The sequence below is a fragment of the Streptomyces sp. NPDC056580 genome (genome assembly GCF_042793175.1).
Taxonomy (GTDB): domain Bacteria; phylum Actinomycetota; class Actinomycetes; order Streptomycetales; family Streptomycetaceae; genus Streptomyces.
In genome coordinates this window covers 152,543-174,340 of sequence record NZ_JBHTVE010000015.1, presented here as the reverse complement: position 1 = coordinate 174,340, position 21,798 = coordinate 152,543, and the positions used below count along the sequence as shown (strand labels likewise).

At 71.5% G+C, this 21,798-nt stretch carries 22 protein-coding genes, 1 tRNA gene and 2 pseudogenes; 12 read left to right on the top strand and 13 right to left on the bottom strand.

The window, feature by feature from the left end; genetic code table 11:
• Positions 1–17 precede the first annotated feature (17 nt).
• Complete coding sequence (locus tag ACFQ9Z_RS30510; protein WP_383026190.1) at positions 18–269, bottom strand: helix-turn-helix domain-containing protein; 252 nt, start codon at positions 267–269, stop codon at positions 18–20.
• Positions 270–332: 63 nt separating this feature from the next.
• Between ACFQ9Z_RS30510 and map the strand changes: the two genes are divergently transcribed.
• Together map and ACFQ9Z_RS30500 are read left to right on the top strand one after the other, a co-directional pair.
• Positions 333–1,109 (top strand): type I methionyl aminopeptidase, encoded by a 777-nt coding sequence (gene map, locus ACFQ9Z_RS30505; protein ID WP_383026184.1) that lies wholly within the window; start codon positions 333–335, stop codon positions 1,107–1,109.
• A gap of 155 nt (positions 1,110–1,264) precedes the next feature.
• Complete coding sequence (locus tag ACFQ9Z_RS30500; protein ID WP_383026181.1) at positions 1,265–3,949, top strand: ATP-dependent Clp protease ATP-binding subunit; 2,685 nt, start codon at positions 1,265–1,267, stop codon at positions 3,947–3,949.
• Positions 3,950–3,984: 35 nt separating this feature from the next.
• Here ACFQ9Z_RS30500 and ggt read toward each other — a convergent pair whose 3' ends face one another.
• Positions 3,985–5,787 carry a gamma-glutamyltransferase gene (ggt, locus tag ACFQ9Z_RS30495; RefSeq protein WP_383026177.1) on the bottom strand — a complete coding sequence of 601 codons (1,803 nt, stop codon included), beginning with the start codon at positions 5,785–5,787 and terminating at the stop codon, positions 3,985–3,987.
• A gap of 143 nt (positions 5,788–5,930) precedes the next feature.
• On the opposite strand from ggt, the gene ACFQ9Z_RS30490 reads away from it, so the two are divergent.
• Positions 5,931–6,677: a hypothetical protein gene (locus tag ACFQ9Z_RS30490; protein WP_383026174.1), complete on the top strand. Its 747-nt coding sequence runs from the start codon at positions 5,931–5,933 to the stop codon at positions 6,675–6,677.
• A gap of 120 nt (positions 6,678–6,797) precedes the next feature.
• Positions 6,798–8,363, top strand: coding sequence for an alpha/beta fold hydrolase (locus ACFQ9Z_RS30485; RefSeq protein WP_383026171.1), 1,566 nt, complete (start codon positions 6,798–6,800; stop codon positions 8,361–8,363).
• Positions 8,364–8,455: 92 nt separating this feature from the next.
• On the opposite strand, the pseudogene ACFQ9Z_RS30480 reads toward ACFQ9Z_RS30485, so the two are convergent.
• From ACFQ9Z_RS30480 to ACFQ9Z_RS30450, 7 genes and pseudogenes are all read right to left on the bottom strand, one after another.
• Positions 8,456–8,557: pseudogene (locus ACFQ9Z_RS30480) on the bottom strand (amino acid ABC transporter permease); the annotation flags it as partial.
• 64 nt (positions 8,558–8,621) lie between these two features.
• Positions 8,622–9,041: a DUF6278 family protein gene (locus ACFQ9Z_RS30475; RefSeq protein ID WP_383026167.1), complete on the bottom strand. Its 420-nt coding sequence runs from the start codon at positions 9,039–9,041 to the stop codon at positions 8,622–8,624.
• Positions 9,042–9,056: 15 nt separating this feature from the next.
• Positions 9,057–9,836 carry an exodeoxyribonuclease III gene (locus ACFQ9Z_RS30470; protein WP_383026164.1) on the bottom strand — a complete coding sequence of 260 codons (780 nt, stop codon included), beginning with the start codon at positions 9,834–9,836 and terminating at the stop codon, positions 9,057–9,059.
• 40 nt (positions 9,837–9,876) lie between these two features.
• Positions 9,877–10,512 carry an MBL fold metallo-hydrolase gene (locus ACFQ9Z_RS30465; RefSeq protein WP_383026159.1) on the bottom strand — a complete coding sequence of 212 codons (636 nt, stop codon included), beginning with the start codon at positions 10,510–10,512 and terminating at the stop codon, positions 9,877–9,879.
• Positions 10,513–10,547: 35 nt separating this feature from the next.
• Positions 10,548–11,834, bottom strand: coding sequence for an alpha/beta fold hydrolase (locus ACFQ9Z_RS30460; protein WP_383026156.1), 1,287 nt, complete (start codon positions 11,832–11,834; stop codon positions 10,548–10,550).
• 248 nt (positions 11,835–12,082) lie between these two features.
• Positions 12,083–12,157 (bottom strand): transposase, encoded by a 75-nt coding sequence (locus ACFQ9Z_RS30455; RefSeq protein WP_383026487.1) that lies wholly within the window; start codon positions 12,155–12,157, stop codon positions 12,083–12,085.
• Positions 12,147–12,902: a transposase gene (locus ACFQ9Z_RS30450; RefSeq protein WP_383026153.1), complete on the bottom strand. Its 756-nt coding sequence runs from the start codon at positions 12,900–12,902 to the stop codon at positions 12,147–12,149. Before ACFQ9Z_RS30450 ends, ACFQ9Z_RS30455 begins: the two co-directional genes overlap by 11 nt.
• Before the next feature lie 829 nt (positions 12,903–13,731).
• Between ACFQ9Z_RS30450 and ACFQ9Z_RS30445 the strand changes: the two genes are divergently transcribed.
• The 4 genes from ACFQ9Z_RS30445 (at position 13,732) to ACFQ9Z_RS30430 (ending at position 17,278) form a co-directional block, all read left to right on the top strand.
• Positions 13,732–14,541 carry an alpha/beta fold hydrolase gene (locus tag ACFQ9Z_RS30445; RefSeq protein ID WP_383026150.1) on the top strand — a complete coding sequence of 270 codons (810 nt, stop codon included), beginning with the start codon at positions 13,732–13,734 and terminating at the stop codon, positions 14,539–14,541.
• A complete protein-coding gene (locus ACFQ9Z_RS30440; RefSeq protein ID WP_383026482.1) occupies positions 14,541–15,812 on the top strand; it encodes a PP2C family protein-serine/threonine phosphatase in 1,272 nt (423 codons plus the stop codon). Before ACFQ9Z_RS30445 ends, ACFQ9Z_RS30440 begins: the two co-directional genes overlap by 1 nt.
• Positions 15,809–16,168, top strand: coding sequence for an STAS domain-containing protein (locus tag ACFQ9Z_RS30435; RefSeq protein ID WP_383026145.1), 360 nt, complete (start codon positions 15,809–15,811; stop codon positions 16,166–16,168). The genes ACFQ9Z_RS30440 and ACFQ9Z_RS30435 overlap by 4 nt, the downstream gene beginning before the upstream one ends.
• Before the next feature lie 468 nt (positions 16,169–16,636).
• Positions 16,637–17,278 carry a TetR/AcrR family transcriptional regulator gene (locus ACFQ9Z_RS30430; RefSeq protein ID WP_383026478.1) on the top strand — a complete coding sequence of 214 codons (642 nt, stop codon included), beginning with the start codon at positions 16,637–16,639 and terminating at the stop codon, positions 17,276–17,278.
• Positions 17,279–17,557: 279 nt separating this feature from the next.
• Here the strand turns inward: ACFQ9Z_RS30430 and ACFQ9Z_RS30425 are convergent.
• A pseudogene (locus tag ACFQ9Z_RS30425) lies at positions 17,558–17,809 on the bottom strand (ATP-binding protein); the annotation flags it as partial.
• Between the two features lie 7 nt (positions 17,810–17,816).
• Positions 17,817–18,221, bottom strand: a complete 405-nt coding sequence (locus ACFQ9Z_RS30420) for an ATP-binding protein (RefSeq protein ID WP_383026142.1) — start codon at positions 18,219–18,221, stop codon at positions 17,817–17,819.
• A 268-nt stretch (positions 18,222–18,489) separates the two neighbouring features.
• Here ACFQ9Z_RS30420 and ACFQ9Z_RS30415 point away from each other — a divergent pair, with 268 nt between their 5' ends.
• Positions 18,490–18,732, top strand: coding sequence for a hypothetical protein (locus ACFQ9Z_RS30415; RefSeq protein ID WP_383026138.1), 243 nt, complete (start codon positions 18,490–18,492; stop codon positions 18,730–18,732).
• Here ACFQ9Z_RS30415 and ACFQ9Z_RS30410 read toward each other — a convergent pair.
• Positions 18,714–18,787, bottom strand: a tRNA-Met gene (locus ACFQ9Z_RS30410). The genes ACFQ9Z_RS30415 and ACFQ9Z_RS30410 overlap by 19 nt on opposite strands.
• Before the next feature lie 556 nt (positions 18,788–19,343).
• On the bottom strand, positions 19,344–20,183 hold the full coding sequence (locus ACFQ9Z_RS30405) for an RNA polymerase sigma factor SigF (protein WP_383026134.1): 840 nt from the start codon (positions 20,181–20,183) through the stop codon (positions 19,344–19,346).
• A 349-nt stretch (positions 20,184–20,532) separates the two neighbouring features.
• Here ACFQ9Z_RS30405 and ACFQ9Z_RS30400 point away from each other — a divergent pair, with 349 nt between their 5' ends.
• The 3 genes from ACFQ9Z_RS30400 (at position 20,533) to ACFQ9Z_RS30390 (ending at position 21,793) form a co-directional block, all read left to right on the top strand.
• Positions 20,533–20,718, top strand: coding sequence for an STAS domain-containing protein (locus tag ACFQ9Z_RS30400; RefSeq protein ID WP_383026131.1), 186 nt, complete (start codon positions 20,533–20,535; stop codon positions 20,716–20,718).
• Positions 20,719–20,861: 143 nt separating this feature from the next.
• Positions 20,862–21,230: an ANTAR domain-containing protein gene (locus tag ACFQ9Z_RS30395; protein ID WP_383026126.1), complete on the top strand. Its 369-nt coding sequence runs from the start codon at positions 20,862–20,864 to the stop codon at positions 21,228–21,230.
• Between the two features lie 98 nt (positions 21,231–21,328).
• Positions 21,329–21,793 carry an ATP-binding protein gene (locus ACFQ9Z_RS30390; RefSeq protein ID WP_383026123.1) on the top strand — a complete coding sequence of 155 codons (465 nt, stop codon included), beginning with the start codon at positions 21,329–21,331 and terminating at the stop codon, positions 21,791–21,793.
• The last annotated feature ends 5 nt before the right edge of the window (positions 21,794–21,798 follow it).

Below are 21,798 nucleotides of genomic sequence, written 5' to 3'. Positions count from 1 at the left end.
CCGGTTCGGCAGGCTCGTCAGACGCTCAGCGACGCGCACCGGGCCAGCAGCTCGTCCATGGACAGACCGAGCACTCCGGCCAGCGCGGCCACCGTGAAGAAGGCCGGGGTCGGGGCCCGCCCGGTCTCGATCTTGCGCAGCGTCTCGGCCGAGACGCCCGCCGCCACCGAGACCTCGGCCATGCTCCGCCCGCCGCGCGCCTCGCGGAGCAACTGGCCGAGCCGCTCGCCGCGTTCGCGCTCTTCGGGGGTGAGGGGGGTACGCACCATGCGCCCATTCTAATACCGGCCGCCCGCCGGCGCCCCCATTAAAATACCGGTATAGTAATTGGCGTGACGGAACTGAAGACGGACACGTCGATCGACGCGATGCACGCGGCGGGCCAGGTCGTGGGACGGGCCCTGACGGCCGTACGGCAGGCCGCCCGCGTCGGGGTCTCGCTGCTGGAGCTGGACGAGGTGGCCCGGGAGGTGCTGCGCGAGGCGGGAGCCTCCTCGCCGTTCCTCGGCTACCGCCCCTCCTTCGCCCCGACCCCGTTCCCGGGGGTGATCTGCGCCTCCGTCAACGACGCGATCGTGCACGGCATCCCGACCGGCCGGCGGCTGCGCGACGGCGACCTCGTCTCCATCGACTGCGGCGCCGAGCTGGACGGCTGGGTGGGCGACTCGGCGATCAGCTTCGTGGTCGGCCGCCCGCGCCCCGCGGACCTGCGCCTGGTCGAGACCGCCGAGCGCGCACTGGCGGCGGGCATCGACGCGGCCCGCGTCGGCAACCGCATCGGCGACATCTCGCACGCAGTCGGCCGGGTCTGCCGCACGGCCGGCTACGGCGTCCCGGCGGGCTTCGGCGGCCACGGCGTGGGCCGCCGCATGCACGAGGACCCGGACGTCCCCAACGAGGGCCGGCCCGGCCGGGGGCTGCCGCTGCGCCACGGCATGGTCCTGGCGATCGAGCCCATGCTGATCGGCAGCGGCAAGGACGCGTACTACGAGGCGGAGGACGGCTGGACCCTGCGCACCTCCGACGGCTCGCGCGCCGCGCACGCGGAGCACACGGTGGCCGTCACGGACGCCGGCCCCCGGGTCCTCACCGCACGGGAGGCCGGCTGACCGGCCGGGCGACCCGTCCGCGGCAGGGTCCCGGGCCCTGCCTCGCGGGCGTTGCTGCACATGCCCTTCGCACCGGCTCGTGTCATCGTGGCATGAGCGGCCCGCCCCCGGGTTACCCGGCCGCTCCGCACGTCGTCTGCGAAGGAAACGAAACGATGACCAGCGGCTACAACGGCCCGGAGGACCCCTTCGGAGAATTCTTCGCCCGCTTCTTCGGCGGCACCGGCCCCGGCGTCCCCGGCGGACCCGGCGCCCCCCGCCACATCGACATCGGCCGCCTGCTCAGCCAGCCGGCCCGCGAGCTTGTGAGAGGGGCCGCCCAGTACGCCGCCGAACACGGCAGCCGCGACCTGGACACCGAGCACCTGCTGCGCGCCGCCCTGTCCGCGGAGCCCACCCGGAGCCTGCTCAGCCGCTCCGGCGCCGACCCCGACTCACTGGCCACGGAGATCGACCACCGCGCCGGGCCCGCCCAGCACCCGCCAGGCAACGCCCCGCCGCCGACCTCGCTGTCGCTCACCCCGGCCGTCAAGCGCGCCCTGCTGGACGCCCACGACATGGCCCGCGCGAGCGGCGCCGGGTACATCGGGCCCGAGCACGTGCTGAGCGCGCTCGCCATGAACCCGGACTCGGCCGCCGGGCACATCCTGAACGCGGCCCGGTTCCAGGCGGGCGGGCTGCCGCCGGAGACCCCCGAGGCCGCGCCGCCGCGCCCGGAGCGGCAGCGGCCCACCTCGACCCCGACGCTCGACAAGTACGGCCGCGATCTGACCGACATGGCCCAGCAGGGCCGGGTGGACCCGGTCATCGGCCGCGACCAGGAGATCGAGCAGACCATCGAGGTGCTGTCCCGGCGCGGGAAGAACAACCCGGTGCTGATCGGCGACGCCGGCGTCGGCAAGACGGCCGTCGTCGAGGGGCTGGCGCAGCGCATCGCGGACGGCGACGTGCCGGAGATGCTGGCCGGACGCCGGGTCGTCGCCCTGGACCTGACCGGAGTCGTCGCGGGCACCCGGTACCGGGGCGACTTCGAGGAGCGGCTGAACAACATCGTGGAGGAGATCCGCGCCCACTCCGACCAGTTGATCGTCTTCATCGACGAGCTGCACACCGTCGTCGGCGCCGGCTCCGGCGGCGAGGGCGGCGCGATGGACGCGGGCAACATCCTCAAGCCCGCGCTCGCCCGGGGCGAGCTGCACATCGTGGGCGCGACCACGCTCGAGGAGTACCGGCGGATCGAGAAGGACGCGGCGCTGGCCCGGCGGTTCCAGCCGATCCTGGTGCCCGAGCCGACGGTCCCGGACACCCTCGAGATCCTGCGCGGGCTGCGCGACCGGTACGAGGCGCACCACCAGGTGCGTTACACCGACGAGGCGCTGGTCGCCGCCGTGGAGCTGTCCGACCGCTACCTCACCGACCGCCGGCTGCCGGACAAGGCGATCGACCTGATCGACCAGGCCGGCGCCCGGGTACGGCTCGGCGCCCGGACCAAGGGCACGGACGTGCGCACGATGGAGCGCGAGGTCGAGCAGCTCGTCAGGGACAAGGACCAGGCGGTAGCCGACGAGCAGTACGAGCAGGCCACGCAGCTCCGCGACCGGATCGGCCAGCTGAAGCAGCGGATCGCGGACTCCGGCCAGGGCGAGCAGGCCGACGAGGGCCAGCTCGAGGTCACGGCGGAGGCGATCGCCGAGGTGGTGTCCCGGCAGACCGGCATCCCGGTGAGCCGACTCACCCAGGAGGAGAAGGAGCGGCTGCTCGGCCTGGAGCAGCACCTGCACCAGCGGGTGGTCGGCCAGGACGAGGCGGTCGCGGTGGTCGCCGAGGCCGTGCTGCGCTCGCGCGCCGGACTGGCCAGCCCGGACCGGCCGATCGGCAGCTTCCTCTTCCTCGGCCCGACCGGCGTCGGCAAGACCGAGCTGGCCCGGGCGCTCGCGGAGGCGCTGTTCGGCAGCGAGGACCGCATGGTCCGTCTCGACATGAGCGAGTACCAGGAGCGGCACACCGTCTCCCGGCTGGTCGGCGCCCCGCCCGGGTACGTCGGCCACGAGGAGGCCGGCCAGCTCACCGAGGTGGTGCGCAGGCACCCGTACTCGCTGCTGCTCCTGGACGAGGTGGAGAAGGCGCACCCGGACGTCTTCAACATCCTGCTCCAGGTGCTGGACGACGGCAGGCTCACCGACTCCCAGGGCCGCACGGTGGACTTCACCAACACGGTCATCGTGATGACCAGCAACCTGGGCTCCGACGTGATCAGCCGGCGCGGCGCCGGGATCGGCTTCGGACCCGGCGGGGCGGACGCCGACGAGGAGGCGCGGCGCGAGCAGATCCTGCGGCCGCTGCGGGAGCACTTCAGGCCGGAGTTCCTCAACCGCATCGACGAGATCGTCGTCTTCCGGCAGCTCAGCGGCGAGCAACTGCGGCAGATCACCGACCTGTTGCTGGAGCGCACCCGCCGGCTCGTGGAGGGCCAGGGCGTCTCGGTGCGGTTCACGGACCGGGCCATCGACTGGATCGCCGAGCGCGGCTACCAGCCGGAGTACGGCGCCCGCCCGCTGCGCCGCACGATCCAGCGCGAGGTGGACAACCAGCTCTCGCGGCTGCTGCTCGACGGCACCATCACCGAGGGCAGCCGGGTCACGGTGGACGTCGCCGACGGACGGCTGGACTTCCGCGCGGAGCAGGCGCCGTCGCCCGCTCCCGCGTCACCCGCTCCCCCGCCGTCCGGTCCCCCGCAGGCCGCCGATCCCACGTCCGGCACCGGGCCGGCGGCGGAGAGCCGGCCGGGCGGTGAGGCCCGGCCGGACGAGGAACCGCCGCACCCCGCACCCGAGTCGTAGGTCAGGGCCGCGGGACGGCAGCGCGCGGGGCGGGGTCACGGCGCCGGGTTCACCACCATCGCCGAGCCGCCGCCCCGCCGTACCTTCTCGGCGGCCGCCAGCCACCTGCCGTCCGGCAGCCGCTGGACGCCGGTGGCCGCGCCGATCTCGGGGTTGAGCTTGAAGTGGTGCCCGATCGCCTCCAGCCGGGCCCGCTCCGCGCTGTCGTAGAGGGCCGGTTCCAGCTCGGTCTGCGCGGCGTTGCGCTGGCTGGCGCGCGGTGCGGCGATGGCGTCGACCAGCGGCAGCCCCCGGTCCAGGAAGCCGGTCAGGGTCTGCAGCACGGTCGTGACGATGGTCGCGCCACCGGGTGAACCGAGCGCCACGACGGGCCGGTCGTTCCGGTCCAGGACGATCGTCGGGGAGATCGAGGAGCGCGGCCGCTTGCCCGGCCCCGGCAGGTTCGGGTCGTGCACGGCCGGATCGGCCGGCGCGAAGGAGAAGTCGGTCAGCTCGTTGTTGAGCAGGAAGCCCCGGCCGGGGACGGTGATGCCGCTGCCGCCGGTCTGCTCGATGGTGAGGGTGTAGGCGACGACGTTGCCCCACTTGTCGGCGACCGTGAGGTGCGTGGTGTTCTCGCCCTCGTAGGTCGTCGGGGCCGCCTTGCCGCCGGTGCCGCACGCCGCCGGATGCCGCGGGTCGCCCGGCGCGAGCGGGCTGGTGAGCACCGCGTCGTCCTTGATCAGACAGGCCCGCGAGTCGGCGAACCGCTGCGACAGCAGTTCCCTGGTGGGCACGTCCTCGAAGGCGGGGTCGCCCACCCAGCGGCCGCGGTCGGCGAAGGCGATGCGGCTCGCCTCGATGTAGTGGTGCAGGTACTGGGTCCGGCTCGCCTTCGACAGGTCGGTCCGCTCCAGGATGTTGAGCGCCTCGCCGACGGTGGTGCCGCCGGAGGAGGAGGGCGCGATGGAGTACACGCCGAGGCCGCGGTACGAGGTCCTGGTGGGCGCCTGGAGCTTGGCCCGGTAGACGGCGAGGTCCTTCTCGGCCAGCTTGCCCGGGCGGGCGTTCCAGCCGGAGGCGGGGTCCACCGGCGGGTGTTCGACCGTCTTGACGATGTCGTCGCCGATGTCTCCGCGGTAGATCGCTCCGACGCCCTTGCGGCCCAGTTCCTGGTAGGTGCGGGCGAGTTCGGGGTTCTTCAGCGTGGAGCCGACGACCGGGAGCCTGCCGTCGGGCAGGAACAGCTTCGCGGTGTCCGGGAAGTAGCGGAACCGGGTCTCGTTGGAGGCGGTCTGCGAGCGGAAGGTGTCGTCCACCGTGAAGCCCCGGCGGGCGATGCGCTCGGCCGGCTTCAGGACCGTCCCCAGGCGCTCGCTGCCCCACTGGTCCAGCGCGGTCTGCCAGGTGGCGGGCGTGCCGGGGGTGCCGACGCTCAGGCCGCTGCTGACCGCGTCGGCGAAGGCGAGCGGTTTGCCGTTCTCCGTGAACAGGCCGGAGTCGGCTGACGACGGCGCGGTCTCGCGGCCGTCGATGGTGTGGACGGTGCGGGTCCTGGCGTCGTAGTAGACGAAGTAACCGCCTCCGCCGATGCCGGCCGAGTAGGGCTCGGTGACGCCGAGCGCGGCGGCGGTGGCGACGGCCGCGTCGACCGCGTTGCCGCCCTTCTTCAGCACTTCTATGCCGGCGGCGGAGGCGTCCGCGTCGACGCTGGAGACGGCGCCGCCGTAGCCGACGGCCACCGGCGTCTTCGTGGCCGTGCCGCCGGCCCTGGCGGTGGGCGGCGCGGCCGCACCCACCGATACCACGGCGGCCGAGACCACCAGAACCGCCAGTTTCCGCGTGCCAGGACGACCCATCCGTACCTCCCGCAGGGACAAGTCCGCGCAGCGTAACGAGATTGCCTCCGTACCGACAGTACGCCTGGGACAGCCGCCACACGAACGTCACACCTCGAACACGGGTACGTAGCGGGCGTGCGGGACCGCTAGCATGCGCGGCCATGAACGACGACGTGCGCAACATCGTCCTCGGGGTCATCGCGGCCGGCGTCAGCGCAGCGCTGGGCTGGCTCGCCCGCACCTACCTGTGGCGGCGCAGGCTCCGCCGCAAGCAGGCCTTCTTCGGGCTGCCGGACCATTCGGAGTCGCTGCTGGTGGTCAACCGCAACGCGGGCGGTTCCGAGCTGTCGGTGATGCGGCACGACGTGTTCGCCCTGCTGGAGCTCTCCGCGCTGATCAAGGACTGCAACGCGCACGCCCAGGTCGTGGCGCACGACGCGACCCGGCAGGGCTTCGGCGAGCGCACGGAGTTCTGCCTCGGCGGGCCCGTCTCCAACCGCCGGATGGCGGCGCACCTGTCCTCGCTGCTGCCGGGCGTGCGGGTGAACACCCAGGCGGAGTCGGGCCCGGAGGCGGGCGCCTTCCGCATCGGCGGCGAGGACTACCGCGTGGACAGCGGCAGGAGCGAGTACGTGCTGCTGGCCCGGCTCACTGCGGGCAGCCGGGGCGAGGCCCGCCCGGTGTTCCTGTTCTGCGGGCAGCGGGCGATCACCAACCAGGCCGCGACCCGCTATCTCGCCCGCGAACACGAGCGGTTGGCCCGCAAGTACGGCTCCGGTTCCTTCGTGCTCCTGCTGAAGGTGGTCAACTCCCAGGCGTACGGCCCGGATGTGGTGGAGCTGGTGGCGGACGTGACCCGGGCGGCGCGGACGCCGGCACCGGAGCCCGCCGCGCCGGCGGCCTCGTAGCCCAGCGGGCCCGCCCTCCAACCACCTTTACCCGCAACTAACTTACCGACGGGTAGTCAAGTCGCGCGCGCACGGTTACCGTCGGGTCACTTTGCACCCCACCGAGTGAGGAGTGACCCCATGAGAGACGGTCGCACCGGTTCGCGCGCCATGGCCGTCGGCGCCCTCGCCACGGCCCTGATCGCCGGCACGGCCGGCGGGCCGGCCGCGGCCGCCCAGGCGGCCCCGTCCGTGCGGTTCGTGGACATCGCCGGCGCCGGCGGCACCGTGCTGAAGGCGAACGTCGTCACGCCCGCGGGCGCCGACGGCTCGCGGACCTACCCGCTCGTCGTGCTGCCGACGAGCTGGGGCTTCCCGCAGGTGGAGTACCTGGCCCAGGCCCGGAGGCTCGCCGACTCGGGCTACGTGGTGCTGGGTTACAACGTGCGCGGGTTCTGGCAGTCCGGCGGTGAGATAGAAGTGGCCGGTCCGCCGGACACGGCGGACGCCTCCCGGGTGATCGACTGGGCACTGGCCAACACCCCGGCCGACGCACGCCACATCGGCATGGCGGGGGTCTCCTACGGCGCCGGCATCAGCCTGCTCGCCGCCGCCCACGACAGCCGGATCAAGGCGGTTGCCGCGCTCAGCGGCTGGGCCGACCTGATCGGCTCCATCTACTCGGGCCGCACCCAGCACGTCCAGGCGGGCGCCCTGCTGGACGGCGTGGGCGCCCTCGCCGGCCGCGAGAGCCCCGAACTCCGGCAGATCTTCGACCGTTTCTACGCGGCCGACCTGTCCCACGAACAGGAGATGATCGACTGGGGACGGAAACGTTCCGCCGCGACCTACACCGACCGGCTCAACCGCAACGGCGCCGCGGTCCTGCTCGCCAACGCCTGGGGCGACACGGTCTTCCCGGCCAACCAGTACGCCGACTTCTACCAGAAGCTGACCGTGCCCAAGCGGCTCGAACTGCGCCCCGGCGACCACGCGACCGCCGAGCTGCCCGGTCTTCTCGGGCTGCCCAACGACGTGTGGACTGACACCGGTCGCTGGTTCGACCACTACCTCAAGGGCGTCGACAACGGCATCGACCGTGAGCAGCCGGTCCAGCTCAAGTCCCGTAGCGCGGGGGGATACGAGGGCTACCCGGACTGGAAGTCGGTCGGCGCGACCCGCCGGAAGACGGCACTGCCCGGCTCCACCACCATCCACGCCGGTGTCGACTCGGGCGCGGACGGCGGGATCGTCTTCCTCTCCAGCATCCTCGACCAGGTGGCCCGGCTGCCGCCCGTCGCCCTGGTGCCGCTGCTGCCGCGCCGCTGGGCGGCCGTCTGGCAGTCGGAGCGGTACGGCACGGCCCAGCGGGTGCGCGGCACGGCCACCTTGCACACCACGCTCACCCCGACCGCGGAGAGCGGCACCATGATCGCCTACCTGTACGACGTGGGCCCGCTCGGTTTCGGCAAGCTGGTGACCAACGCGCCCCTCACCTGGCACGGGCGGACGCCGGGAGAGCCGTTCGGCGTGGACCTGGACCTGTTCTCCACCGCGTACGACGTGCCCGCGGGACACCGTCTGGCGCTGGTGGTGGACACGGTCGACCCGCTCTACATCGAGCACAACCCGTCCGGCGCGCAGCTGACCTTCTCCTCGCCGGCGGACGACCCGTCGTACCTGTCCGTCCCCTTGCGCGAGCAGTGATCTCCGGCTGCCGCCGGACGAGCCTGGCCCGTGTGAACTGCCGGCCCCCAACGGTCGCGGGGCCGTGGGGGTTCCCCACCCGGCAGCTTGCCCATCCCGATGCGGCTCGGCGCGATCACCATCACCACGGGGATGAACGGCAAATCGTAGTCGAGGTTGGGGGCGATGGGCTTCCCCGCGTGGAGGATCACCTCTGACCTGCGGGAAAAGCCCGGGAAAGGCAGGGGAGTTGCCCCTCGGGGCCGGGCCGGCGCGGTGTCAGGACTCGGAGACCTCCGCGTAGAGCTGCGACAGTTCGGGAACGCCGCTCGCGGCCCACTCCTGTCCCGGGCGCACGACCTCGACCTCGCGTCCGGAGGCGAGCCGCACGACCGGCTCGCCGTCGGCCCGGATCCGCCAGGCGGCGCCGGGCACGGTGCGCACCACCACCGTGCCCACGTACAGCCCCGCGTCGTTGCCCAGCCAGGGCAGCGTCTCCGCGTCGTCGCGCCAGCGCGGGACGAGCTGGTCCAGCGCCTCGAGGGAGGCCGGGGTGTCGTCGAGACGGACGCCGGCCTGGGCCGCCTGGGAGCGCAGTAGCTCACATTCGGACAGCAGCGCGGCGATCGCCTCGGCGTCGCCCGGAAGCGCCGCGCGGCCGTTCTTGTGGTGCCGGTGGCCCAGGAACGGAATGTTCATGGGCCAAGCGTGGCATCACACGTCCAGGTCGACCACCACCGGCGCGTGGTCGGACGCGCCCTTGCCCTTGCGCTCCTCGCGGTCGACGTAGGCGTCCTTCACCGCGCCGGCGAAGGCTGCGTTGCCGTAGACCAGGTCGATGCGCATGCCGCGGTTCTTGGGGAAGCAGAGCTGGCGGTAGTCCCAGTAGGTGTAGGGGTGGTCGTACTTCAGGGGCCGCGGGACGACGTCCGCGAGGCCCGCCTCGCGCAGGGAGGCGAGGGCGGCGCGCTCGGCCGGGGTCACGTGGGTGGAGCCCTCGAAGGCGGCCCGGTCGTAGACGTCGTCGTCGGTCGGCGCCACGTTGTAGTCGCCGAGCACCGCGAACGGGCGGCTGCCGGCGGCGTCACCGGCGACGGCGGCCCGCAGCGCCTCGAACCACTGGAGCTTGTAGGCGTAGTGCGGGTGCTCCACCTCGCGGCCGTTGGGCACGTAGACCGACCAGACGCGGACCGGGCCGCAGGTCGCGGCGAGGGCGCGCGGCTCCGTCACGCCGTCGTAGCCCGGGTCGCCCGGCAGGCCCTTGACCACGTCCTCGATGCCGACGCGGGAGAGGACCGCCACGCCGTTCCACCGGCCGGTGGCGTGCACGGCCGCCTCGTAGCCCAGCTCGCGCAGCGGCTCGTACGGGAACTGCTCCTCGGCGACCTTCGCCTCCTGGAGGCAGAGCACGTCGGTGCCGCTGCTCTCCAGCCAGGCGAGCAGCCGCGGCAGGCGGGCGGTGATCGAGTTCACGTTCCAGGTGGCGATGCGCATGTCTCACAACCTACCCGCCGGGTGTGACAGCCGGCCCGCCTCACAGTTCGGCCGACGCCCCCGGGGCGAGCCGCCGGTGGTCGGCGCCGCCCAGGCTGCCGATGTGGCCATCGTAGATCGGCCGGGCGAGATCGGTGAGCAGGGCGTCGTGGACGTCGAGGACGCGGTGCGGCGCGACCTCGCGGACGTAGTCGATCACCTCGGCGATCTTGTTCCAGGGAGCCATCACCGGCAGCAGCAGGGTGTCCACAGGCCGGTCGGGCACGGTGAGGGCGTCGCCGGGGTGGAAGACCCGGCCGCCGTCGATCAGGTAGCCCACGTTGGCGACGCGCGGGATGTCCGGGTGGATCACGGCGTGCAGCTCGCCGTGGGCCTGCACCTCGAAGCCGGCGGCGGTGAAGGCGTCACCGTCGCCGACGGTGTGCACCCGGCCCGGGAAGGCCGCCGCGAGCCGGTCGGCCACCGGCTTCACGGTCCACAGCTCCGCGCCCGGGCGGGCCTCGAGGGCGGCGCGCAGCCGGCCCTCGTCGAAGTGGTCCGGGTGCTCGTGCGTGACCAGGATCGCGTCGGCGCCGGCCGCCGCGTCCGGCTCGCTGAACCCGCCCGGGTCGATCACCAGCGTGCGGCCTCCGCTCTCCAGGCGGACGCAGGCGTGGGACTTCTTGGTGAGCTTCATGACTCCCCATCCTGCCGCTCACGGCGGCCGGGCGCTCACTCGGCGGGCGTGGTCTCCTCCCGCACGACCTGCTGCGCCACCCGGAACGCCTTGCTCGCCGCCGGGACGCCGCAGTACACGGCCGCCTGGAGCAGCACCTCCCGGATCTCGTGGGGAGTCAGTCCGTTGCGCAGGGCGGCGCGGACGTGGAGGGCCAGGTCCTCCAGGTGGCCACCGGCGGTCAGCGCGGTGAGCGCGACGCAGGACCGGGTACGGCGGTCCAGGCCGGGCCGGTCCCAGATCTCACCCCAGGCGTAGCGGGTCATGAACTCCTGGAAGTCCCCGGAGAACTCGTCGGCCTCGGCCAGCTCCTGGTCGACGTGCGCGTCGCCCAGCACCTCGCGGCGGACCTTCAGCCCGCTCTGGTACCGGTCGGGTGGCCCGAGCGGCTGGGCCGGCACGGAGGGGGCGATCTCGGCGACGGGCACCGCCTGCGGCGGCGCGGCGACCGCCAGGTGGGCGGGGGCGGCCGGCAGGGCGGTCTGGCCGGTCTCGTAGGGCTGCTGCCAGGCGGTGGAGAAGTGCCGGACCAGCAGGTCGGTGACGGCACCCGGCTGCTCCACCGGGACCAGGTGGGAGGCGCCGGGGACGACCGCGAGCCGGGCGTCCGGGATGCCGGCGACCAGGGTGCGGGCCTCGGCCGGGCCGGTGACCTGGTCGTCGGAGCCGACCAGCACCAGCGTCGGCACGCCGACCCGGCCCAGCTCGTGCCGGACGTCGAAGCCGGCCAGGGCCTCGCAGGCGGCGATGTAGCAGCCCGGGTCGGTGGTGCGCACCATCTGTACGGCCCACTCGGTGATCGCGGGCTGGGCGGCGGCGAAGCCACCGGTGAACCATCGGTCGGGGGAGGTCCGGGCGATCGGGTCGAGCCCGTTGGTGCGGACGATCACCCCGCGCTGACGGAACTCGTCGGCGGTGCCGAACCGGGGCGAGGCGGCGACCAGCGCGAGCGAGGCGAGCCGTTCGGGGTGGCGCAGGGCCAGTTCCATGCCGACCGCGCCGCCGAGGGCGCAGCCCGCGTAGCCGAAGCGCTGCACGCCGACCGCGTCCAGCGTGGCCAGCAGCCGGACCGCCAGCTCGCCGACGGAAGGGGCCGGGCGGGCGGGTGCGCCGCCGTGACCCGGCAGGTCGAACCGGAAGACCCGCCACTGCTTCGTCAGCTCGGGGATCTGCCGGTCCCACATGTGCCATGTGGTACCCAGTGAGGGACCCAGGATCAGGACCGGAGCGTCTTCTGGCCCGTCGAAGCGGTATTGCAGGGTGTTCGGGGGTGTCTCACTCACGCCCCAGACCCTCTCACGTCTCACGCCTGCCCCTATAACGGAGGTTGCGACTGCACAGGTCTGACCAGGTGGAAGACCTCCCGGGCCGCGTGGCGCTTTAGGCTTCGGACTATCTCGCGCCGGGTCTTACCCTCCTTGCTGCGACGTTCGTAGTACTCCTGGGTGCGCGGGTCGACGCGCAGGCGGGTCTGCACGATCCGGTGCAGGGCCGCGTTCGCCTGCCGGTCGCCGCCCCGGATGAGGCGACGTTACTGCCGACTGCCCGAGGAACGCTCGACCGGGCTGACCCCGCACAGCGCCGCGAAGGACGCCTCACTGCCCAGGCGTTCCGGGGTTGTCCCCGATCGTGATCAGCAAAGTGACGGCTGTGTCCGGACCGATGCCCACCACCTCGAGCAGCTGCGGCGCGTGGCGCTCCACCAACCGGGTCAGGCGGCCTTCCAGGTCCTGGACCTCGTCGCTGAGCTGCCTGATGCGCCGGGCCAGGAGTCCCAGGGTGACGTGGGCGGCGTGAAGCACCGCTCCCCCGCCGGTCTCGTGGTTCAGGCTGTCGTCGACGAGCCCGGCGCAGGTGCGGATGAGTTCTGCGTTGCCCAGCCCGGCAAGTTCCTCTCTCAGGTGCGGATCGGCACGGATGAGGACGGCCTTGAGTTGGTTGATCGCCTGGGTGCGGGCCTTGACCGCCGAGTCCTCGGCCAGCTTGTACATGCGGGCGATCTCCACTGGCCCGTCGCCCGTCTTGGCCTGGGCGCGCGCCCGCCCGCTCAGCACCGCCCGGGCCGCGTTCTCAGCATCGAGTGGGTCGGACTTGCCTCGCCGTCGTCGGTCGGCCCGGTCGAACCGGTTCACATCGAAGACGTCCACGCCCTGGGCCAGCAGGTAGCGGGACAGGGCCGCCCCGAAGGAACCGGTCCCTTCCACTCCGGCCCGCCGCACCGTACCCGACGCCCTGGCCCACCCCAGCAGGTTGCGGTAGCCGGCCGCGCCGGCCGGGAACTCCTTGGTGCCGATCACTTCCCCAACCAGGGAGAGCACAGCGGCCACATGGGCATCCCGGTGCGTGTCCACGCCCAGGACCACCTCCCCCGCCGGCCGACGCCGACGAGGACGCGAAGCGGAGGACGTGCCGGTCATGCTCGTTCCCTTTCAGGCCGACGGCTTATCGCGTAGCCGGTAGCGGGCCGTGCGGACGGTCAGAATCGTGATGACGCCTTTCCGGCAAGCCCCTGTCGAGACACGTCCATCAGCCCGAGACCAACAGTGCGCAGTCCCCTGGCCGGCGGTCGACACAGTGTGATCAGGACACCTCGGTCAGAGATCTCAGAAGTCAGACCCCGCCGTAGGACAGGCACCCACCTACGGTTCTCGGCCCAACCGGCTTCCACCCACGTCAGCCCGCTCGTTCGAGCGAATTGACTCGAAGCACCGGTCGCCTACGACCGGAACTGGCACCATGCCGCCGTCGTGCGTCACCTCGAGTCGAAGGCGGACCATTGGAACGGCGGGTCGATGAGCGGCAGCTGTCGGTGTCGCAGTGGGTGCGAGCCGGGTTCCCTGCAGGTCTCAGCCGGTGGTGAGCATGCCCTCCCACTGCCGGGCAAGGCAGCGGGACGGCAACCGTGAGGACGCCGCCTCGGTGACCGCAGCCGGGGTGAGCCCGTCGGCGAGGGCGCGGGCCTGACACGCCAGCGGCGACCGCCGATGCGGTGAGCACCGTCATCAGCGACCTCGGTCCCGCACGACCGAACGGCCTGTTCCGCCGCCGCACCAGCAAGGTCGTCAGGCCCGGGCGGGACGAGACGCGGCCGGCATGGCCGGCACCAAGCCTCGCGACGATGGCGCCGGCCAGAGCGCCGGGCTCACGGGATCCTGTGCTGACTCTGCGAGGATGGGCCGTATGGATGCGCGGAGCAGAAACCATGTGCGGGTGACCGGGCGTGCCGGTGCACCGGTGGTGATGCTGGCGCACGGGTTCGGGTGTGATCAGAATTTGTGGCGTCTGGTGGTGCCGGCCCTGGAGCGCGACTTCACCGTCGTTGTTTTCGATCACGTGGGTGCTGGGAACTCGGATCTGTCGGCGTGGAGCGTTGAGCGGTACTCGTCGCTGGAGGGGTACGTCGAGGATCTGCTGGAGCTGTGCCGGGAGCTGACGCTCGGTCCGGTGACGTTCGTGGGGCATTCGGTGAGCGCCATGATGGGCGTGCTGGCCGCCGTGCGGGAGCCCGCGGCGTTCGCCGGGCTGGTGCTGCTCGCGCCTTCGCCGTCTTTCATCGATGAACCGGCGACCGGCTACCGGGGCGGGTTCAGCGCCGATGACATCGAGGAGCTGCTGGAGTCGCTGGAGGCGAACCACCTGGGCTGGTCCGGCGCGATGGCACCGGTCATCATGGGCAATCCCGACCGTCCGGAACTGGGTGAGGAGCTGACCAACAGCTTCTGCCGCACAGATCCGGACATCGCCCGGGTCTTCGCCCGGGTGACGTTCTTGTCCGACAACCGGAACGACCTCGCCAAGGTCGGTGTCCCCACGCTGGTCGCCCAGTGCTCCAACGATGCGATCGCCCCACCCGAGGTGGGCGCGTTCGTCCACGCGCAGATCCCGGAAAGCCGCCTGATCACGCTGAACGCCACCGGACACTGCCCCCAGCTCGCCGCCCCCGAGGAGACCGCTGCGGCCATCGCCGCATTCGCGGGAGCGGTCCGATGATGTGCACGACCGACGACGAAGACGGCGGGGAGCCGGAACGAGGCGAGGGATCCTCCGATGAGCAGGCGCGGTTCGCCGCACTCCTCGAGGACAGCTCCGAAGACCTGTACGAGCGGGCGCCGTGCGGCTATCTGTCCACGCTGCTGGACGGCCGGATCGTCAAGGCCAACGCCACATTGCTGGACTGGCTCGGCTACCGGCGCGATGACCTGGTGGGCCGCAAGCACTTCTCCGAGCTGCTCAGCGTCGGCGGCCGGCTCTACCACGAGACACACTTCGCCCCGCTGCTGCGGATGCAGGGCGAGGTCAGCGGTATCGCCCTGGAACTGAAGGCTGCCGACGGCTCGCGCCTGCCGGTCCTGGTCTCTTCGACGGTGAAAACCGGCAGTGACGGGCAGCCGCTGCTGATCCGCACCACCGTCTTCGACGCCCGCGACCGCCGCGCCTACGAAACGGAACTCCTGCGCGCGCGCCACGAAGCCGACCAGGAACGCGAGCGCCTCCAGCAGCTGGCCACCACCCTGCAGCAGACTCTGCTGCCGCCGGCGCTGGTGAACGTACCCGGCCTGGACGTCTCGGCGTACTACCACATCGCCTCCGTCGACGAGGTCGGCGGCGACTTCTACGATCTCTTCCCCCTGTCCGCCGGCACCTGGGGGCTGTTCCTGGGCGACGTGTGCGGCAAGGGCGCCGCCGCCGCGGCCGTCACCTCCCTGGCCCGCTACACCCTGCGCGCCGCCGCCGTCTACGACCCCGACCCGGCCGCCGTCCTCGCCAACCTCAACACGGTCCTCAACCACGAGTACAACGGCACCGACCCCCGCTTCTGCACCGTCGTCTTCGGCCTGCTCACCCCCGACCCCGACCGAGGCGGCTTCCACATCACCCTGGCCAGCGGCGGCCACCCGCCCGCCATGCTGATGCGCGCCGACGGCACCGCCGACTACCTGCCCACCCCCGGCGGACAGCTCATCGGCGTCCTGCCCGACGCCCACATCGCCACCACCACCATCCACCTCGCCCCCGGCGACACGCTGCTGCTGCACACCGACGGCCTCACCGAAGCCCACATCAACGCCACCGCCGGCGGCGCGGAACGCTACGGCGACGACGCCCTCCTCGACTTCGGCCGCACCCTCGCGCCCACCACCGCATCCGCCACCATCGGCGCGATCCGCGACCTGCTCGACACCTTCGGCACCGGCGTCGACGACGACACCGCCGTCCTCGCCATCCACGTGCCCCGACCCACCAGTGAAGAGCAGAAGTGACCCAGCACCTGACCCTCCACACCCGCACCACCCCCGCCGGAGCGGTCATCGAACTCGCCGGGGAACTGGACCACCACACCGCCGACGAAGTCCGCAATGCGCTGCCCGGGCTCGGCCTGCACGCAGGTCAGCAGCTCGTCCTCGACCTCGGCGGCCTCACTTTCTGCGACTCCAGTGGCATCACCGTGCTGATCGCTGCGCGCAACCATGCCTTGGCATCAGATGCGAGTATCGCCCTGGCCGCGGTGCCCCACCGCGTCAGCCGGATCTTCCGCATCGTCGGGCTGGAACAGGTATTCCCCAGCTACCTGACCGCCGAGGACGCCGAAACCGCCTGGCTCCCAACCACCGAGTGACCCGAGCGCGACGAGAGCCCTCAGAAGCTCGACCGCTGACTCATGGACTGAACGTTCCGGAAGAACGCCCCGGTCGCCCGTTGCTGGAACCCCCAGCGCCAAGGGACCGACGCCGCCTGCCGCCCCATGACGTACTTCATCGGTACGTCCGGGATCCCCGGCGTGTCCATCAGCGGTGGGCCAGGACTCGCGACCAACAGGGCCCATGCGGAGGGACGCTGCTTGATCCAGACACCGCTATCAGCCGAGCCCAGGTCCTCGACACTGCGCCGTGCCAGCACAGACGCGCAAAGGCCGCCGCGTGATCGTAGTGCTGCGATGACCCCAACGAGCGCCTCCCGAGGTTTGTGCGCGTGGGCCAGGGGCAGATGGAATTTCGTGCTGCGGACGGGATGCGCGCCCACCAGGGAGCAGCAGCTTCCCATGGGCCCCGCTTCCGGCGAGGCCCGGCGCTCCCTGCGGCTGCCCCTGGCGAGACCACGCGCATTCGACGAACGCCAAGTCCTGGAGCGGGCCCGGGAACAGTTCCGGGCGACCGGCTATGCAGGAACCCGGATGGACGACATCGCCCAGGCGACCGGCCTCGGCAAGGGCAGCTTGTACGGCGCATTCGGCGACAAGGGCAAGCCGTTCCACCGTGTGTTCGACGACTGGTGCACCGCAGTCGTCGAGGTGGCCGAAGGACGGCTGGCAGGTGGCCCGGACGCAGAGGCTCTGGCCCGGCTGTCGGAATACGTTCACCTAATGGCGGAGAACACCGCCTCCGAGACCGAGCGCCGCGGGTGTCTGTTGGCCAAGGGCGCGGCGGAACTGGCCCAACACGATCCGACGGTCGCCGGACGGTCGGCCGAGACCATGACGGCACTGCTGACCCTGCTGCGGACGGAGATCAGCGCCGCCCAGCGCCACGGCGACATCGACAGCGCTGCGGATCCGGAGCGGTTGGCGACACTGCTGCTGACGGTGGTCCGCGGTATCGAGGCGGTAGGCAAGGCCGGCCTGCAGCCGGAAACGCTGCGGAACATTGCAGACACCCCACTGGCGGTCCTGCCCATGCCCGAGGGGCAGAAACGCCTCGCAACCGGGCGCGGTCCGGCCCGCGAGGACTAACTTGGTGCCATCACGGCCACATGATCCGCCGGTGGTCCCCCTGCCGCTCGAACTGCCGTCGGCGCCGATATACCTGTCGTGGCATCAGCGCTACGACACCGACCCCGCCCCGCCTGGCTACGCGGGCTGGCGCGAACCGCGCTCGAGGTCGGACACGGGGGTCGGCAGCCGCCCCAGCATGTCGGGGCGGCAACGCGCTCCAGATGAGGAGTCATCGAAAACCCGTCGCCGGAGGCGAAACACATGAGTGAGTGAGCGGGGCCCGCCGCGTTGTCGTGGTCATCCGGGGAGGTAGCGGCGAATGGTAGTGCCGTCGGGGCCGGTGTGGACACGGACGAGGTCCGCGAGTGGGTGGACGAGCAGGAGTCCCCTGCCGCCGGGCTGCGGAGGGTAGGGCGGGCGGCGACCGGCCAGGGGATCGTTCAGTTGTCCGCCGTCGTGGACCTCGCAGACGATCCGGTCGCTCTCGGCACAGATCCGCAGCGTGCCCGAGCCGGCGCCGTGGACGAGGCTGTTGGTGGTCAGCTCCGCACCGCGCTCAGGAGTCGAGGCTGAGTTCGGCCCAGACCGTTTTGCCGGGGTGCCCCGGGGTGACGTCCCAGCGTCGGGCGAGTCGGTCGAGGAGTTGCATGCCAAAACCTCCGGGCTCGGTGTTCGCAGTGGCGCGCTTGCGGGGCCAGCGGTCGCTGGAATCGCTGACGGCTATGCGCAGCCACCGCCCGTTCCAGGTGAGCTGGATCAGGGGCGGGCCGGAGCCGTGGCGGATGGCATTGGTGATCAGTTCCGAGACGAGCAGTTCGGCGGTCTGGATCATCCGGTGCTGGCGCAGCGGGCCGCCGAAACCTTCCACGCAGTCGCGGACCCAGTGCCGGGCGGCCGTGATGCTCTCCGTGACTGCCGGGAAGCGCGTCTCGCACGATGGGATGGTCGATTCGCCGTTCACGAGGTTCCTCCAGCGCGGGTGGCTCTGGGCCGCCGCCGGCCGGTGCTGTGCGCAGCCGGTGGGAGCCATCGGTCGGGTTACCCACGCGTGCCCGGTGAACCATCTGTGTCTGCCGGGTGACCGGCAGATCCCGCGAAAGTCATCCGCCGGGAGTTCGGTGAGACCGGTGGTAGCAGGCTGGAGGGCACTGACAGAACCAGGTGCCGTCGAACGAAGAGAGGCCACGCCGGTCGCGCTGCCACCGTGGCCCGAGGGCGAGGGAGCCGGCATGGAACAGGTTTCGGAAGTGGAGATCCCATTGGACCGCGATGTGTTCCTGCGGACTTCGGTGCGTGAGTTGGCGACGTCGCTGGAGTCGGTGATCGGTCTGGAGGAGGCGACGTTTCGGTGCCGGGCGCTGGTCACAGGCCCGCGTCGAAGCCGCCGGCTGACAGATCCGAATTGGCCCTCACGCAGTGAAGGCCCGGTGGACACCGGGCCTTCACGTCTGAGTAGCGGGGACAGGATTTGAACCTGCGACCTCTGGGTTATGAGCCCAGCGAGCTACCGAGCTGCTCCACCCCGCGTCGGTACGGTGAACTGTACGGCACCGACCGGGATCGACCCAATCGACTTTCGCCTACGCTCGGAAGGAGCCCGATTGGCCATGCCTGCTCCTGGCGCCCTGTCCGTCAAGCCCCGGGCAGAGCGTGCGGCATCCTCTGCGGGAACTGGACGTCGCCCGTCAGCTCCAGGACGCGCCGAACCGGCGGCTGTATGCCGCGTGCTTCCACCGTGCCGCCGCCCGCCGAGGACCTGCAGGAGCACGCTTAGCTCTGCAGAGAAGAAACCGCCGTTCGGAGATGAGACCGGGTCGGTGCTCGCCCACCCAGACGTCCAGGAGGATCCGGGCCGTGATGCGTTTGCCGACCGCTTCCGGCGACGGCGTCCAAGGGTCCATGGCTGCAGTCTCCGAGCGGATCGTGGGCTCCCCCAGCCGGTGATCAGCGAACTGGTCACCTCACAAGCACGCGCCCGGCCCCGTCCGCGTGCACTAGTCGCCTGCCCGGCGCCTCATGACGTCATCGCCTGTCGCCCGGCCGTTCCGGACGCCTCGCTGCCCAGACCTCGGACAGCCGGCTGTCAGCCGGTGGTGAGCAGGCCCTCGCGCAGGCGAGCGAGGCAGCGGGACAGGAGCCGGGAGACGTGCATCTGGGAGACGCCCAGGCGCTCGCCGATCTGGCCCTGGGTGAGTTCTTCCACGAAGCGCATGTGGATGATCTGCCGGTCGCGCTCATCCAGGTCGGCGATCAGCGGGGCCAGGGAGTGGAAGTCCTCCACCAACTCCAGCGCGGCGTCTTCGACGCCGATGAAGTCCTGGAGGGCGCTCTCGCCGTCCTCGCTGCCGCCGATGGCGGCGTCCAGAGAGGAGGAGTTGTAGCCGTTGGCGGCCAGACGGGCCTCCATCACCTCGTCCTCGGGCAGGCTCATCAGCTCCGACAGTTCCTTGACCGTCGGCGTGCGGCCCAACCGGCTTCGCAGTTCTTCCGTGGCCCGGGCGAGCTGGACGCGGGCTTCCTGCAGCCGCCGGGGAACGTGCACGGCCCAGGTGGTGTCACGGAAGAACCGCTTGATCTCCCCGACGACGTAGGGGATGGCGAAGGAGGTGAACTCCACCTCGCGGGACAGCTCGAACCGGTCGATCGCCTTGATCAGGCCGATCATGCCGACCTGGACGATGTCCTCCATCTCCTCCGGTCCGCGGCTGCGGAAGCGGCCGGCCGCGTAGCGGACCAGGGACATGTTCATCTCGATCAGCGTGTTGCGCGCGTAGCTGTACTCGGGCGTGCCCTCCTCCAGCACTGCCAGCTGTTCGAAGAACAACCGGGAGAGCTCGCGGGCATCCTTGGGCGCCACCCGGGAGGGGTCGGCGACTTCGGGCAGCTCGGTGGTCTGCGTGTCCAGCGTGCTCATGAGCGCCATGTAGGTCCCCTCCCGGATTCGAACTCGTGCCACGGCCCGCTGTGAAACGGCCGACGGCGCTTCGGTTACCCCATCATTTTCAACCCATGCCTGCCACCACGCGATCGAGGGGCAGGGCTGTGAGCTGGCACGTCTTCCCGCTGGGAGGCCACCCGCCCGGTCCGGCCGGAGAACCCGCCGGCGTTCCGGAGTCGCCCTGGCGCCCCTCGTGCTGCGGGTGGAGCAGGGGTTGCGACCGGAATCGGGGCGGCGCCCCGTCGGCACAGGCCAGTAAGCGGGTCACGGGTGCAGTGGCGTCGGGGTCCACGGATTCGTCCCCCGATCGGGGGCGTCAGGGGGCGTACCGCCAGTGGCGTCGGCCGACGACGGCGTACCCCACGGAGCCGAGGAGGAACAGGATGAGCCCGATGGCGAGTGGTCAGGGAGACTGCGCCTGGCCGGCGCACAGGACTCCGTCATGCGCACCCTGGAGATCGTCGGCCTCGACACCGTCATCCCTTGCTACTCCACACTCCACGAAGCTCTCGCCGTGTGACCGGTCCGGTCGCAGGCTGCCCCAGCGATGCGCCATAGATTTGCGGAGTGCGGCAAGCGAATGCCTTCCGGATGGCCCCACTCACCGTGGGCAAGTGAGGAGTGACGCGGCGAGCCCCCTCCCCCGCCTGAGGACTGCCCCGTATGAGATCCCAACCCGACCACCCCGCAGAGCCGAGCCCGCACAACGGCAAGGGGCACCCTGCATGGGCAGGCTGTGACAAGCAGGTGGCGCGGCTGGAAAAGGAAATCATCCAGCTCCGCCAGGCCGTCTTCTCACACGCCACCGTCGCCCAGGCCATCGGCGTTTTGATGTGCCTGCACCAGCTCAGCCCTGACGACGGCTTCACCGTGCCGCGCGTCGCCTCCCAGCTCGCCAACACCAAACTGCACACCGTCGCCGAAGACGTCATCGCCTGGGCCCGCCGCCGACAACCCCTGCCGGTCCCGGTCAAGGAAGCACTGGAAGAGGCCCTACGCCTGCGGCCATGCCCGAGTCACCCCGGATGCTGATCCCCCTGGGACAGCGGCGGCCGGACGGCCGTGATCTTGGGGCTGCTGTGTGCCGGGCAGACGGGACAGGGATCCGTGAGTCGACTGAAGGAGAAACGATGGCGCAGGACTCATCCCTGAGGGCTATCGGGTGGGCTCGCCCCTTGCCGATCAGTACTGGAGTGAGGGAGGCCAGGGACTGGACGCGTACCCACATGAACGCGCTCGGATGGGAACGGAGAGCACCGGATCTGGTGGACTCGGTCGTGCTGACCGTCTCGGAGTTGGTCACCAACGCCCATGTCCACGCCCATAGCACCGCGCAGCTCATCCTCACCTGGGACGAGGAGTGCCTGCACGTGACGGTGCATGACGCCTCACCGCAACTGCCCGAGCAACGCCACTCGGATGACGGCGCCCGCGGGGGACGCGGGCTGCTCCTGGTTGACGCCCTCGCCGACGACTGGCAGGTCCGCCGTTGCGCCCGCGGCAATGACGTCACCGCCTGCTTCCAACCGCCCACACAAGCGAAGGCGACACAAGTGGGGCCTGGCCGGTACCGGCCAGGCCCCACGAAGGGGTGAGTACG

What these genes read in the sequence shown, in the direction of transcription:
- ACFQ9Z_RS30440 (WP_383026482.1), top strand. Translation starts at nt 14,541, where the DNA reads ATGTGCACGACCGACGACGAAGACGGCGGGGAGCCGGAACGAGGCGAG.
- ACFQ9Z_RS30390 (WP_383026123.1), top strand. Translation starts at nt 21,329, where the DNA reads ATGGCGCAGGACTCATCCCTGAGGGCTATCGGGTGGGCTCGCCCCTTG.
- ACFQ9Z_RS30415 (WP_383026138.1), top strand. Translation starts at nt 18,490, where the DNA reads ATGGAACAGGTTTCGGAAGTGGAGATCCCATTGGACCGCGATGTGTTC.
- ACFQ9Z_RS30395 (WP_383026126.1), top strand. Translation starts at nt 20,862, where the DNA reads ATGAGATCCCAACCCGACCACCCCGCAGAGCCGAGCCCGCACAACGGC.
- ACFQ9Z_RS30445 (WP_383026150.1), top strand. Translation starts at nt 13,732, where the DNA reads ATGGATGCGCGGAGCAGAAACCATGTGCGGGTGACCGGGCGTGCCGGT.
- ACFQ9Z_RS30490 (WP_383026174.1), top strand. Translation starts at nt 5,931, where the DNA reads ATGAACGACGACGTGCGCAACATCGTCCTCGGGGTCATCGCGGCCGGC.
- ACFQ9Z_RS30405 (WP_383026134.1), bottom strand. Translation starts at nt 20,183, where the DNA reads ATGGCGCTCATGAGCACGCTGGACACGCAGACCACCGAGCTGCCCGAA.
- ACFQ9Z_RS30485 (WP_383026171.1), top strand. Translation starts at nt 6,798, where the DNA reads ATGAGAGACGGTCGCACCGGTTCGCGCGCCATGGCCGTCGGCGCCCTC.
- ACFQ9Z_RS30500 (WP_383026181.1), top strand. Translation starts at nt 1,265, where the DNA reads ATGACCAGCGGCTACAACGGCCCGGAGGACCCCTTCGGAGAATTCTTC.
- ACFQ9Z_RS30510 (WP_383026190.1), bottom strand. Translation starts at nt 269, where the DNA reads ATGGTGCGTACCCCCCTCACCCCCGAAGAGCGCGAACGCGGCGAGCGG.
- ACFQ9Z_RS30465 (WP_383026159.1), bottom strand. Translation starts at nt 10,512, where the DNA reads ATGAAGCTCACCAAGAAGTCCCACGCCTGCGTCCGCCTGGAGAGCGGA.
- ggt (WP_383026177.1), bottom strand. Translation starts at nt 5,787, where the DNA reads ATGGGTCGTCCTGGCACGCGGAAACTGGCGGTTCTGGTGGTCTCGGCC.
- ACFQ9Z_RS30470 (WP_383026164.1), bottom strand. Translation starts at nt 9,836, where the DNA reads ATGCGCATCGCCACCTGGAACGTGAACTCGATCACCGCCCGCCTGCCG.
- ACFQ9Z_RS30475 (WP_383026167.1), bottom strand. Translation starts at nt 9,041, where the DNA reads ATGAACATTCCGTTCCTGGGCCACCGGCACCACAAGAACGGCCGCGCG.